The following is a 13232-nucleotide window of genomic DNA, read 5'->3' on the forward strand; positions in this document are numbered from 1 at the left end:
CGCATTTCACGTCGGAGAATGGATAGTCCCTGTGCCTTGTGTGAGGCTTGAATCGGAGCCGCCATGGAACCGAAAGTTGGCGATTCAGTTTCGCGCAAGGAAGTGAGCTTATTGTGCTGGCATAGCTTCGGCCGGAGGCGCGTCCTTGCTCAGTACCTATACCAGCTACCAGTTGATCACCAGAGACATCAACAAGTCGATCGACCGCATCGAGCAGCAGCCGACGGTCGATCGCGATACCCAATATTACCTCGCCAACATCACCAAGGTGAAATCGATCGACGATTTCGTCAAGAACGACCGCTTGTTCAAATATGCCATGAAGGCCTACGGGCTGGAGAACATGGACTACGCCAAGGCGTTCATGATCAAGGCGCTCAAGGAAGGCGTCACCAATCCCGACAGTTTCGCGAACAAGCTGACCGACAAGCGCTACGCCGCGTTCGTCAGGGCCTTCAACTTCGCTGCCAACGGCGCCGACGCGACGATCTACAACAAGGCCCAGCAACTGGTGACGAAGAACTATGCCACGCAGGCGCAAATCGCAGGCCTCGATCCGAATTCAGACTATGTGAAGGGCGAGACGACGTATTATCTCGCCAACATCACCAAGGTGAAGTCCGTCGACGATCTGATGGGCAACAGCCGGCTTTACACCTATGCCCTGGCGGCGTTCGGTCTCGATTCGGCGACCGAGGACAAGGACCTCATCAAGCAGGTCCTGCAAGGCGGAGTGCGCGATCCCGACAGCGTCGCCAACAAACAGACGAATCCGGCTTACGCGGCACTGGCCTCGGCTTTCAACTTCGAGCAGTACGGCGAGAACGCCACCACCATCAATCCGGCGCAGCAACCGACTGTCGACAGCTACATGCGCCAGACGCTGGAGGAAGATGCCGGCCAGACCAATGAGGGTGTGCGGCTGGCGCTCTATTTCCAGCGCAAGGCTCCTGACATCACCAGTTGGTACGACGTGCTGGCCGACACCGCGCTGGCCAGCGTGGTGCGCACCGCGCTGGGGCTGCCCGATTCCTTCGCCACCGCCGACATCGACAAGCAGGCGCAACTGTTCGAGCAGAAGCTCGACATCTCGGATTTCACGGATCCCGTGAAACTCAACAAGTTCCTGACCCGCTTCACCAGCATGTACGAGATCAACAATCCGACCTCGACGGCCGTGACATCGATCAGCGTGCTCTTCGCCAAACCGGTCACATCGGGCATCTCCACCGACCTGATGATGGCCATGCAGAAACTGAAATTCTGATCATGCGAGACAGTCTCTACGTCGCCCTCTCCGCCCAGATGGCCCTCGAGCGACGGCTCGATACGATCGCCGACAATGTCGCCAACGCCAGCACCGTCGGCTTTCGCGCCACCGGCGTGAAGTTCGAGGACGTGGTGTCGGGTGCAGGGCAGAAGTCGGTATCGTTCGCTTCCTCCGGCAAGACCTATCTGTCGGGGGCTCACGGTGCCATGACGGAAACCGGCAACCCGTTCGATTTCGCCATCCAGGGCGACGCCTGGTTCGCCATCGACACGCCGGCAGGCACCGTCATGACCCGCGACGGCCGCTTCTCGATGAACGAGAATGGCGAGCTGATGTCGGTCGAGGGCCATCCGGTGCTCGACGCCGGCGGGGCGCCGATCCAGCTCGATCCCCGTAACGGCCCGCCCAAGGCCGGCGCCGACGGCTCGCTGCGCCAGAACGAACAGCTCGTCGGCTCGATCGGCCTCTACAATTTCGATCCGGGCCAGAATTTCGTTCGCTACGGCAATTCCGGCATTGTGCCCGCACGCACGCCCGAACCAGTCACCGACCGTTCCGATGTCGGCATAGCGCAAGGTTTCGTCGAGGAATCCAACGTCAATCCGGTGCTGGAAATGACCCGGCTGATCATGGTTCAGCGGGCCTTCGAGAACACCGCCGCGCTGATGCGGCAGACCGATTCTTCCACCGACGAGGCGATAAAGACGCTCGGCTCGAAGTCGTAGCATGTCGTCGGAGCAACCATCCATCCGCGCACCCGAAAGACAGCTCCAGCCGGCGCCGAAGGATAGGCTTGCCGGGTTGGAGCGGATTATCAGGCGCTTCGGCGACGGCGACGGGCTGGTCAAGCGCGGCGGTCTCGTCACCGAAGTCACACCCACGCACTACAAGGTGCGCGGCCTTTCCGATTTCACCAGGCTGGGCGACATCGTCGAGCAGCGCGGCCAGGCCGGCGCGCGCCGCGGCGAGATTGTCAAGATCAGCCGGGACGAGGTTGTGATAGCACCCTTCGAACGCAGCGCCGACGCCGGCATCGGCGATGCCGTGTTCCGCAGGGGTCCGCTCGCGGTGGCGCCGCATGCCTCGTGGCGCGGCCGCGCCATCGACGCGCTCACCCGGGCGATCGATGGTGGTCCGCCTCTGATCAGGGGCGACGACATGTCGGCGACCGCCGCGACGCCCGGCGCCATGGCGCGGCAGCGTGTCGGCACAACCTTCATGACCGGCGTCAAGGTCATCGACATCTTCACGCCGCTCTGCTTCGGCCAGCGGATGGGTGTCTTCGCCGGCTCTGGCGTCGGCAAGTCGACGTTGCTTGCCATGCTCGCCGGCGCCGATGCGTTCGACACGGTCGTCGTGGCGCTGATCGGTGAACGCGGCCGCGAGGTCCGTGAATTCCTCGAGGATACGATCGGCGACAGCATGGCCAAGACCGTCGCCGTCGTCGCCACAAGCGACGAGAGCGCCATGATGCGCCGGCGCGCGCCCGACACCGCCATGCGCGTGGCAGAGCATTTCCGCGACCAGGGCCACCGCGTGCTTTTGGTGCTGGATTCGATCACCCGCTTCGCCCACGCGCTGCGCGAGGTGGCGACCGGCACGGGCGAGCCGCCGGTCGCCCGCGGCTATCCCGCCTCGGTCTTCACCGAATTGCCCAAGCTGCTCGAACGCGCCGGACCCGGAGCCGAAGGTAAAGGCTCTATAACCGCCATCATTTCCGTGCTGGTCGATGGCGATGATCACAATGATCCGGTCGCCGATTCCGTGCGCGGCATCCTCGACGGCCATGTCGTGCTCGACCGCGCGATCGCCGAACAGGGCCGCTATCCGCCCGTCAATCCACTGTCGTCCATATCGCGACTTGCGGGCAAGGCCTGGAGCGTCGAGCAGCGAGCCCTGGTGACGCGGCTGAAGTCGATGATCTCCCGCTTCGAGGACACGCGCGACATCCGCCTGCTCGGCGCCTATCAGGGCGGCGTCGACGCCGAACTCGACATGGCCGTGCGCCAGGTGCCCCTGATCTATGAGGCGCTGACGCAATCGCCCAGGGACCGTCCGTCCGCCGATCCGTTCTCCGACCTTGCCCGCTATCTCAAGGGAAAACAGAATGCCGAACCAGGAGACTGAACGCCAGTACACCGAGCGCCTCCTGAACGAGATGATCGCCGAGGCGAACGCCGCGGAGCAGGCTCGAGCGGAGGAGGCCAGGGGCGCCAAGGCAAACACCGCCGGCGCCATGGCCGCCCGGACCGCGGCTGTTTTGGCCAGGGCCGTCAAACCGGCTCTCCCCAGATCCGAACCTGTTCTGGGTCGGACCGCCCTTTCCTCAACGCATGTGGTTCCCGGCGTCGATACTCCCGAGATGGCGCAGGCCAGCCGCGAATCGCTGATCGATGGCCTGTTCGCCGCCACCGAATGGCCGCAACCGCCAAAGGCGCAATTTCCAAAATTGAGAAAGAAGGCTGACCGTCGCAGCGACGTCGTCATCGCCGCGCTCGGCATCACGCTCGGCCTGACCTGCGCCCTGTTTCCCTGGTACATTTTCTTCAACCAGGACCAGTTCGGCGTGCAGGCGATCAAGTTCGGCGGCACCGGCACCAATTCGGGACGCGCGGGCGGCGGTGTGGTCGCCGCACGCAGCGCGCCGCTGACCGCCAAGGACGTTCCCAACACCAGCGTCGACCTGCTTGCCACCGGCACGGTGCAGGACGATTCCAAAGCGGACCCACCTGGCGACCAACCCTTTCCCGCCGATATCGCGAAGTTCCGCATGGTCCATGTCGCCAACGGCCGCGCCATGATCGAGGACGACACCGGCCTGTGGATGGTCCAGCGGGGTTCGACGCTGCCGGATTCCAGCAAGGTATCGGCGATCGAACAGCGCAACGGCAAATGGGTCATGCTCACCAGCGCCAACCAGGTGATCGAGCTTTCCCGGTAAGGCGGTTCGGCTTTGGCCAGAGCTGGATCCAATTCAAGAGACGGAGCAAGATGCCGTCCAAAAGCCGCTTCATGCTTTTCGCCGTCATTTTCTAGCGACCGTCCGCAAGGTCCGCGCAAGACTGGCGGCCTAGTCTTTGGGCATATGCCCGGAGATTCCCATGGAGCCTGTTTCCCTTTTCGATCTCGCCGCCAAGCAAGCGCAGTGGCTGTCCGTGCGTCAGTCGGCGGTCGCCGGCAACATCGCCAATGCCAACACGCCGGGCTACACGGCAAATGATGTCGAGCCGTTCGAGAAGGTGCTCGACCGCACCGCGGTGTCGCTCCAGATCACCGAGCCCGGCCATCTCGGCAGTGCTGCCACCAATGCCGGCTTCACCATCAAGCCGCAGGAAGACGACGGCGTGATCATGCCGTCCAAGAACACGGTCGTGCTTGAAGACCAGCTTCTCAAGGCCGGCGAGGTACGCCGCTCCTTCGAACTCAACACGGCCATCGTCAAGGCATTCCACTCAATGATGATGATGGCGGTGAAGAGCTGATCATGGACGCACTGACCGCAGCCCTCAAAGTCGCAGCATCAGGCCTCGGCGCCCAGTCCGAGCGCCTGCGCGTGGTCTCGGAAAACCTCGCCAACGCCCAGTCGACAGGCACCACGCCGGGCGCCGACCCGTATCGCCGCAAGACCATCAGCTTCGTCTCCGAACTCGACCGGGCTTCCGGCAGCTCGACGGTTGAAGTGAATTCGATCGACCGCGACCCGAGCAACTTTCCCGTCGAATTTCAGCCCGGCAACGAGGCTGCCGACGACAAGGGCTACGTCAAGATGCCCAATGTGAACGTGCTGATCGAAATGGCCGACATGACCGAGGCCAACCGCTCCTACGAGGCCAACCTGCAAGTGGTGAAGCAGGCGCGCGACCTCATTTCAATGACCATCGACCTGATGAGGAACCAATGATCGTCAACGGCATCGGCGCGCTCAACCTGAAGCCTGGACTGGGCGACACAGCCACCGACCTGCTTCAGGGCGGTGTCGCGCCCGCGACAGCCGGCAACCTTGGCACCTCCTTCGCCGAAGCGGTGAGCCAGGCTGCCTCCAAGACCGTCAGCACCATGCAGAATGCCGAGCAGGTGTCGCTCCAGGCGCTCAAGGGCGACGCCGACACCCGCCAGGTGGTCGATGCCGTGATGAGCGCCCAGCAGGCGCTGCAGACCGCCGTCGCCATCCGCGACAAGGTGGTCTCGGCCTATCTCGAAGTCAGTCGCATGGGCATCTGAGGAGCAGGCCATGAAAGCACTCGCCATCGCCGCCACCGGCATGAATGCCCAGCAGACCAATCTGGAAGTCATCGCCAACAACATCGCCAACATCAACACCACCGGCTACAAGCGCGCCCGCGCCGAATTCTCCGACCTGCTCTACCAGGTCGACCGCACGCAAGGTGTGCCGAACCGTTCCAACGCCTCGCTGGTACCGGAAGGCGTTTCGATCGGTCTCGGCGTCAAGACGACCGCCGTGCGCAACGTCCACACACAGGGCGAGCTGACCAGCACCGGCAACAGCTTCGACATGGCGCTCACCGGCAGGGGCTGGTTCCAGATCGAGGGTGCCGATGGCGGTACGCTCTATACGCGCGCCGGCGCCTTCAACACCAACGCCACCGGCCAGCTGGTGACGGTCGACGGGGCCAATGTCATTCCGGCCATCACCGTGCCGACCGATGCGGTCGAGGTGATCGTCAACAAGACCGGTCAGGTCTTTGCCCGTATCGACGGCCAGACCAACCTGCAAACTCTCGGCCAGCTTCAGATCGTCAACTTCGCCAACGAGGCGGGATTGGCACCACTCGGCGACAATCTGTTCCAGGAAACGACCGCCTCCGGCCCGGCCAATGCCGGCGTGCCCGGCGATCCCGGCTTCGCCACCATCCAGCAAGGCTATCTTGAGGCTTCCAACGTCGATCCGGTCAAGGAGATCACCGAACTGATCTCGGCGCAGCGCGCCTATGAGATGAACTCCAAGGTCATCCAGGCCGCCGACGACATGGCCTCCGTCGTCTCAAAGAACATCAGGTAACGGATGATGGCCATGCCGATCTCCTGCTCCGCATTCCGCCGCGCCGCGCTGACCCTTGCGCTGGTGGCCGGCGGCATGCCGGCTTTCGCCCAGGAATCGGCCAGCCAATCGACGAGCCAGTCAGCCACCCAGATCGCCAGCAACCAGCCTGCCGGCGAGGTCGTGCTGATCCCCAACCGTGTCATCTATCCCGGCGAGACGATCGAACTCGGCGCCCTGAAGCAGGTGACCCTCATCCCGGGCAAGCAAAAGCCGGATGCGGTGGCGACCCGTTCCGAGGAACTCCAGGGCAAGATCGCCAAGCGCACGCTGCTGCCGGGCCGCTACATTCCTTCAGCCGCCATCCGTGAGGCCTGGCTGGTCGAGCAGGGTGCCGCCGTGCAGGTCTTCTTCGTCGCCGGCGGGCTGACGATAACGGCCACCGCCGTGACCTTGCAGCCGGGCTCGGCCGGCGACTTCATCAAGGTTCGCAACAGCGACAGCGGCAAGATCCTCTCCGGCACGGTGATGGCCGACGGCAGAATTCAGGTCGGCGCTTCATGATGCGCCCATTTGCCCTTCTGCTCGCGGCGGCACTTGGCCTGCAGCCGGCGCTGGCCGATGGCCTGACGTCCAAGGCCAAACGCGAGCTCGCCGCCAGGAATGGCGGTGTCTACGACGATCCGGAATATGATCCGGCCACCACCACACGCATGTTCCGCGTTTCGCCCGGGCCAAGTTCGCTGCCACCAGGCCAGGTCGCTTCGCGCATCAAGGACATTGCCCAGCTGCAGAGCTCGCGCGACAACCAGCTCGTCGGCTACGGCCTCGTCATCGGGCTGGCCGGATCCGGCGACAGCCTGCGCAATTCGCCGTTCACCGAACAGTCGATCCGCGCCATGCTCGAAAATCTCGGCATCGCCACCGAAGGCGGCAGCGCACGCGCCAAGAACGTCGCCGCCGTCATCGTCACCGCCAACATGCCGCCCTATGTGCAGTCCGGCGCCCGCATCGACATCGACGTCTCCTCGATGGGCGACGCCTCCTCGCTTGCCGGTGGCACGCTGATCATGACGCCGCTGAAGGCGGCGGACGGGGAGATCTACGCCGTCGGCCAGGGCGCGGTCATCGTTTCCGGTTTCATCGCTAAAGGCCAGGCCGAGCAGTTGACGCAAGGCGTGCCGACCGCCGGCCGCGTGCCGAACGGGGCCATAGTCGAGCGGCAGGTGAAGGCCGAGTTCGACGACCAGTCGACGCTGACGCTGCAATTGCGCAATCCCGATTTTTCGACCGCTATCCGCATCGCCGACGCGATCAACGACTACACCGCCCAGCGCTTCGGCATGCGTGTAGCGGCAGAGCGCGATTCCCGAACCGTGCAGATCAGGCGGCCGAAGAGCGTTTCGGCGGCCCGCTTCTATGCCGAGATCGAGAATCTGGTGGTCGAGTCCGACACGCCGGCCCGCGTCGTTATCGACGAGCGCACCGGGACCATCGTCATCGGCAGCGACGTCAAGATCTCGCGTGTCGCCATCAGCCACGGCACGCTGACGGTGCGCATCACGGAAGCGCCGCGCGTCGTGCAGCCCGAACCCTTCTCCAAGGGCGAGACCGCCATCGAGCCGTTCACCGCAATCGATGCCAGCCGGCCCGATGCCCGCGTCGCCGTGCTCGACGGGCCCGACCTGCAAACCCTTGTTTCCGGCCTCAACCGTCTCGGCGTCAAGCCGGACGGCATCATTGCCATCCTGCAAGGCATCAAGTCGGCCGGCGCCCTGCAAGCCGATCTGGTTCTCCAATAGGCGATGCCGATGATCTCCTCCCTCTCGTCCCGTGAAAGACGCCGCTCCCGCACCTTCCTGTTTGCGGCCGCCCTCACGGCCATGCCTGTTTTTGGTGGCGCACACGCGGACGATACCGTGCGCCAGGTTCTGCCCGGTGCGCAGCCCGTGGTCGCGCCGCCGCAATTGACGCGGCAGAAAGCGCCGGACCAAAGCGAGATCGAGCGCTTCTGCTCCAATATCGCCGACGCCGCTCGCGACCGCCGCTATGCCTTGCAGGCCGAGGAGTTGAAACAGCTCCAGGCCGGCATCGACGAGCGCATGAAAGCTCTGGACACAAAGAAAGCCGAATACGAGACCTGGCTGAAGCGGCGCGAAGTGTTCCTGGCCCGGGCCGAGGACGGCGTCGTCAAGATCTATGCCGGCATGAAGCCCGATGCGGCGGCCGAACGCTTGGCGATCGTCAACGCAGACCTGGCCGCGGCCATCCTGATGAAGCTCGATTCACGCAAGGCGGGCGTCATCCTCAACGAAATGGACCAGAAGGCGGCGGCGACGCTCACCGGCATCATGGCCAGCGCAGCCCGAAGGGTAGATCCGTCATGATCCGCAGAATGCTCATCCTGTGCGCGGTGGCAGCCTTGTCCGGCTGTGGAACCAACTTCAAGGAGATCGGCAGGGAACCGGCGCTGTCGCCGGTCGGATCGGGCATCGGCAGCGACGGGGCAGCGCCCTACAGCTATCCTCAGCCGCCCGCCACGCCGGTCAAGAAGTTCTCTCTGTGGGACGATCGCCAGAGCCGGCTGTTCACCGATCCCAGGGCGCTGCGCGAAGGCGACATCCTGACCGTCAGGATCAAGCTCAACGACAAGGCCAATTTCAAGAACCAGAACGACAGGAGCCGCACTGCCGCGCGTAAGCTGGGCTATGACGTCACGCTCGGATGGGAAGGCAGCAGCACGAGCGGCAAGGGCGACGCCGGCTTGAGTTCCAGCACCGAAACCAACGCCGATGGCGAAATCAAGCGCTCGGAGAACCTCGAGCTCAACGTCGCCGCCGTCGTCACCGAGGTCCTTCCCAACGGCAATTTGATGATCAGGGGTTCACAAGAAGTGCGCGTCAACTACGAACTCAGGGTGCTCACCATCGCCGGCATGGTGCGCCCGTCTGACATCGGCGCGGAGAACACCATCTCCTATGAACGCATTGCCGAGGCGCGGATCTCCTATGGCGGCCGCGGTCGCGTCAGCGAGGTCCAGCAGCCGGCCTACGGCCAGCAGGTCCTCGACCAGGTACTTCCGTTCTAGTTCTTGGCATTCTGGGGATTGGAGAGCAAAGCGCCATGGCCGATGTCGAACAGGTTCAGCCTCGCAAGGGTCCTTCCCTTGCCATCCAGGGCGCCATGCTGCTCGTGGTGACTGCCGCCGCCATCGGCATGGGCTGGATGTCAGGCGGCTACCTTAAAGGCGTCGATGCACCACCACCGGTGCCGGTTGCGCCTGAAAATGAGGGCAAGGTCGCCCAGCCCGCCGCCGCACAACAGCCTGGCACGGGCCCGACGCTTGTCGCACTGGCGCCGATCACCACCAACATCGCCTCGCCCGCGGATACCTGGATCAGGATGGAAGTATCCGTGGTCTATGACGCGCCGCAGCCGCCGGCCATGGCGGAGAACATTCAACAGGATCTTCTGGCTTTCGTACGTACCCTGAAGACGCACCAGATCGAAGGCGCCAGCGGCTACCAGCATCTGAAGGCCGATCTCGACGACCGCGCCTCGATCCGCAGCCAGGGGCACGTCAAACAGGTTCTTATCAGGACATTGCTGCTCGAATGAGAAAATTCCTTCTTGCCGCGGTACTGATCGGTGCCGCCACCTCCGTCGCGGCGGCCCAGCAACTGGACCTTGGTGCCATCGGCAAGGCCGATGGCACCACCGTCGGCTACATCATCCAGATGTTCGGCCTGCTTACCGTCTTGTCGGTGGCGCCGGGGCTGCTGATCATGGTGACGAGCTTCACCCGCTTCGTTATCGCCTTCTCGATCCTGCGTGCCGGCATTGGCCTGCAATCGACGCCGGCGAACCTCATCCTCATTTCGCTGTCGCTGTTCATGACCTTCTATGTCATGGCGCCGACCTTCGATCAGGCCTGGAATACCGGCGTCAAGCCGCTGATGGACAACCAGATCAGCCAGACCGAGGCCTTCGAGAAGATTTCCGATCCGTTCCGCACCTTCATGCTGCACAATGTGCGCGACAAGGACTTCGATCTTTTCGCCGATCTCGCGCGCGAGCGCGGCCAGGTCGTTGCCAAGGAGACCGTCGACCTGCGCATCCTGGTGCCCGCCTTCATGATCTCCGAAATCCGGCGCGGCTTCGAGATCGGCTTTCTGATCGTGCTGCCATTCCTGGTCATCGATCTGATCGTCGCCACCATCACCATGGCGATGGGCATGATGATGCTGCCGCCCACGGTCGTGTCGCTGCCGTTCAAGATCCTGTTCTTCGTCCTGATCGACGGCTGGAACCTGCTCGTCGGCAGCCTGGTGCGCTCTTTCACCTGAGCGCCCGCGCCCGGCATCAGGCACCGCGCGCGCCGAGGAACCGGGCGGCGCGAGCATCATCGAATTTTCTCCGAATTATTTTCGATTAACCGTCCGATTTAGTCCTTTGGTAGGGACTCGCCGCCATAGTCGCTCGCAGATGGCGGGTGACCCAAACGCAACGGTCATTGGCATGATGCCGCTCCGTCATACCGGACAAACCGGTATGCAAAAAACACCTGTAAAAACAAGGTACGAGTAGCCATGGCCAGTATCATGACCAACGCCGCAGCGTTGACCGCGCTGCAGAGCTTGAACGCCACCCAGAAGAGCCTCGACACCACCCAGTCCCGCATCTCGACGGGCTATCGCGTCTCCCAGGCTTCGGACAACGCCGCCTACTGGTCGATCGCCACCACGATGCGCTCCGACAACCAGGCCATGTCCACCGTCTCGGACGCGCTCGGCCTCGGCGCCTCCAAGGTCGACACCGCCTACACCGGCATGAACAGCGCGATCACCACCATTAACCAGATCCAGCAGAAGCTGACCGCATCCTACGGCCAGACGGATGCTTCCAAGGAAAAGACCCAGGTCGAAATCGCCGCTCTGCAGAAGCAGCTGCAGGCCTATGCCGATGGCGCCACCTTCTCCGGCACCAATATGCTGTCGGTGTCCACCGCTTCGGGCACGGCGGCCGACGTGAAGGTCGTTTCGGCCTTCAACCGCAGCGCCGCCGGCGCGGTTTCGATCTCGACGATCGACGTCAATGTGGAAAGCATCAAGCTCTATGACGCCGGTGCTGCCCCGACTGCGAAGGGCATCCTCGACACGGCTCGTCTCGGCACCACCGGCGCCGCGGTTACCACGGCATCGAACCCGACCCTGGGCGCGGCCGCTGCGGCCACCGATACCTATTCGGTCGCCTCTCTGGCCATCTTCTCGGGCACCACTGCTGCCAGCGATACCCAGATCCAGCAGATGATGAACGTCGTCGATGCCGCGCTCAAGGGCATGACGACCGCCGCCACCAAGCTTGGCGCCGCCAAGAGCTCCATCGACCTGCAGAAGACCTTCACCTCGAGCCTGATGGACTCCATCGATCGCGGCGTCGGCCAGCTCGTCGATGCCGACATGAACAAGGAATCGACCCGCCTCCAGGCCCTGCAGGTTCAGCAGCAGCTCGGCGTCCAGGCGTTGTCGATCGCCAACGGCTCCTCGCAGTCGATCCTGTCGCTCTTCCGCGGCTGATCGCTCTCGACCGACCAAACCAGGCAAACGGGCCGCGCCAGAAGCGCGGTCCGTTTCGCGTTTGCTCCAGCCCCGCGCAACTCTCGTTCCTTAACCCTCTAAAGTCGGCTTTTAACAGGCCGTTAACCATAACGCGCTAGTCATGGTTAACCAATGACTTACAACGGATTACCGAATCGGTCCGATCGGGGCGGCGGCAATCCACGGGCGGGTCGAGCGGCTCGCGAGGGCAACGCCGGTTTTTGAGAAAGACCGGTCTGGAAAAAAGGAGCGAGTTTCTTGGCGAGCATCATGACGAACGCTGCGGCGTTGACTGCACTTCAGAGCCTCAACGCCACCAACAAGTCGCTTGAGCAGACACAGGCCCGCATCTCGACGGGCTACAGGGTCTCCGAAGCATCCGACAACGCGGCCTACTGGTCGATCGCCACGACGATGCGCTCCGACAACCAGGCGCTCTCGACCGTGCAGGACGCGCTCGGCCTCGGCGCCTCGAAAGTCGATACCGCTTATACCGGCATGAACAATGCGCTGGACACGATCGGCAAGATCAAGACCAAGTTGCTCTCCACCATTGGCCAGACAGCTGCTGCCAAGGCGAAGACACAGACCGAAATCACGGCCCTCCAGGCGCAGATGAAGTCCTTTGCCGATGCCGCCACCTTTTCGGGTTCTAATTACCTTTCGGTGACATCGACACAGGTCGCCGCCGCCAATGATGGCGTCCAGGCCAACGCCAAGATCGTCTCGTCCTTCAATCGCTCCTCCTCGGGCGCCATTTCGCTCGGCACGATCGACATCGATGTCGAGAGCACCAAGCTGTTCGATTCCGGTCTCTCCACCGCCGTCAAGAACCAGGGCACGCTCGATCGCCAGACCTCGGTCTATTCCACGGCGGCCGCCCAGAACCTGTATGATACCGCTTATGCGGCCGCAATCGCCGGCGGCGGCACGGACATTGCCGCCAACACCGCCGGCCAGACCGCGGCCGGTGCGGTGGTTCCCAGGATCGACAATGTTTCCGCTTACAATCTCGATATCACGGCGGCCGGCGTGACCGACGACATCATCACCCAGATGGTCGGCAAAATCGACAAGGTCATGAGCCAGTTGACCGACTCCGCCACCATCCTCGGTTCAGCCAAGAGCAGCATCGACCTGCAGAAGACCTTCACGCAGAGCCTGATGGACTCCATCGACCGCGGCGTCGGCCAGCTCGTCGATGCCGACATGAACAAGGAATCAACCCGCCTCCAGGCGCTGCAGGTGCAGCAGCAGCTCGGCATCCAGTCGCTGTCGATCGCCAACAGCTCCTCGCAGTCGATCCTGTCGCTGTTCAAGAACGGCTAATTCAACCTTAGCCGACGGATACGTCGATTTCCAATTC

At 63.3% G+C, this 13232-nt stretch carries 16 protein-coding genes; all 16 read left to right on the top strand.

Annotated features, from left to right (window positions below; all coding sequences use genetic code 11):
• The first annotated feature begins 145 nt into the window (after positions 1-145).
• The 16 genes from FJ492_RS12890 (at position 146) to FJ492_RS12965 (ending at position 13195) form a co-directional block, all read left to right on the top strand.
• Positions 146-1267 carry a DUF1217 domain-containing protein gene (locus FJ492_RS12890; RefSeq protein ID WP_140504128.1) on the top strand — a complete coding sequence of 374 codons (1122 nt, stop codon included), beginning with the start codon at positions 146-148 and terminating at the stop codon, positions 1265-1267.
• A 2-nt stretch (positions 1268-1269) separates the two neighbouring features.
• The gene (gene flgF, locus FJ492_RS12895; RefSeq protein ID WP_027144745.1) at positions 1270-1995 is read left to right on the top strand and encodes a flagellar basal-body rod protein FlgF; all 726 of its coding nucleotides are present in this window, start codon (positions 1270-1272) and stop codon (positions 1993-1995) included.
• Position 1996: 1 nt separating this feature from the next.
• Positions 1997-3397 (top strand): flagellar protein export ATPase FliI, encoded by a 1401-nt coding sequence (gene fliI / locus FJ492_RS12900; protein WP_140504131.1) that lies wholly within the window; start codon positions 1997-1999, stop codon positions 3395-3397.
• On the top strand, positions 3378-4211 hold the full coding sequence (locus tag FJ492_RS12905) for a hypothetical protein (RefSeq protein WP_140770169.1): 834 nt from the start codon (positions 3378-3380) through the stop codon (positions 4209-4211). The genes fliI and FJ492_RS12905 overlap by 20 nt, the downstream gene beginning before the upstream one ends.
• A gap of 160 nt (positions 4212-4371) precedes the next feature.
• Entirely contained in the window at positions 4372-4752 is a 381-nt protein-coding gene (gene flgB / locus FJ492_RS12910; protein WP_027144748.1) for a flagellar basal body rod protein FlgB, read from the top strand.
• Positions 4753-4754: 2 nt separating this feature from the next.
• Entirely contained in the window at positions 4755-5171 is a 417-nt protein-coding gene (gene flgC, locus FJ492_RS12915; RefSeq protein WP_015315914.1) for a flagellar basal body rod protein FlgC, read from the top strand.
• On the top strand, positions 5168-5491 hold the full coding sequence (locus FJ492_RS12920) for a flagellar hook-basal body complex protein FliE (RefSeq protein ID WP_027144750.1): 324 nt from the start codon (positions 5168-5170) through the stop codon (positions 5489-5491). The genes flgC and FJ492_RS12920 overlap by 4 nt, the downstream gene beginning before the upstream one ends.
• Positions 5492-5501: 10 nt before the next feature.
• Complete coding sequence (gene flgG / locus FJ492_RS12925; protein WP_010911276.1) at positions 5502-6290, top strand: flagellar basal-body rod protein FlgG; 789 nt, start codon at positions 5502-5504, stop codon at positions 6288-6290.
• Between the two features lie 6 nt (positions 6291-6296).
• Positions 6297-6833, top strand: coding sequence for a flagellar basal body P-ring formation chaperone FlgA (gene flgA / locus FJ492_RS12930; protein WP_181166646.1), 537 nt, complete (start codon positions 6297-6299; stop codon positions 6831-6833).
• Positions 6830-8071, top strand: a complete 1242-nt coding sequence (locus FJ492_RS12935; protein WP_140770173.1) for a flagellar basal body P-ring protein FlgI — start codon at positions 6830-6832, stop codon at positions 8069-8071. Before flgA ends, FJ492_RS12935 begins: the two co-directional genes overlap by 4 nt.
• A gap of 3 nt (positions 8072-8074) precedes the next feature.
• Complete coding sequence (locus FJ492_RS12940; protein ID WP_181166647.1) at positions 8075-8656, top strand: MotE family protein; 582 nt, start codon at positions 8075-8077, stop codon at positions 8654-8656.
• Positions 8653-9357 (top strand): flagellar basal body L-ring protein FlgH, encoded by a 705-nt coding sequence (gene flgH / locus FJ492_RS12945; protein WP_140504140.1) that lies wholly within the window; start codon positions 8653-8655, stop codon positions 9355-9357. The genes FJ492_RS12940 and flgH overlap by 4 nt, the downstream gene beginning before the upstream one ends.
• Before the next feature lie 35 nt (positions 9358-9392).
• Positions 9393-9887, top strand: coding sequence for a flagellar basal body-associated FliL family protein (locus FJ492_RS12950; RefSeq protein ID WP_140770177.1), 495 nt, complete (start codon positions 9393-9395; stop codon positions 9885-9887).
• Complete coding sequence (fliP, locus tag FJ492_RS12955; protein ID WP_140504143.1) at positions 9884-10615, top strand: flagellar type III secretion system pore protein FliP; 732 nt, start codon at positions 9884-9886, stop codon at positions 10613-10615. Before FJ492_RS12950 ends, fliP begins: the two co-directional genes overlap by 4 nt.
• Before the next feature lie 243 nt (positions 10616-10858).
• On the top strand, positions 10859-11845 hold the full coding sequence (locus FJ492_RS12960; protein ID WP_140504145.1) for a flagellin: 987 nt from the start codon (positions 10859-10861) through the stop codon (positions 11843-11845).
• Positions 11846-12124: 279 nt separating this feature from the next.
• The gene (locus FJ492_RS12965) at positions 12125-13195 is read left to right on the top strand and encodes a flagellin (protein WP_027144759.1); all 1071 of its coding nucleotides are present in this window, start codon (positions 12125-12127) and stop codon (positions 13193-13195) included.
• The last annotated feature ends 37 nt before the right edge of the window (positions 13196-13232 follow it).

Origin of the sequence: Mesorhizobium sp. B2-5-4 (genome assembly GCF_006441095.1) — a bacterium.
GTDB lineage: Bacteria > Pseudomonadota > Alphaproteobacteria > Rhizobiales > Rhizobiaceae > Mesorhizobium > Mesorhizobium salmacidum.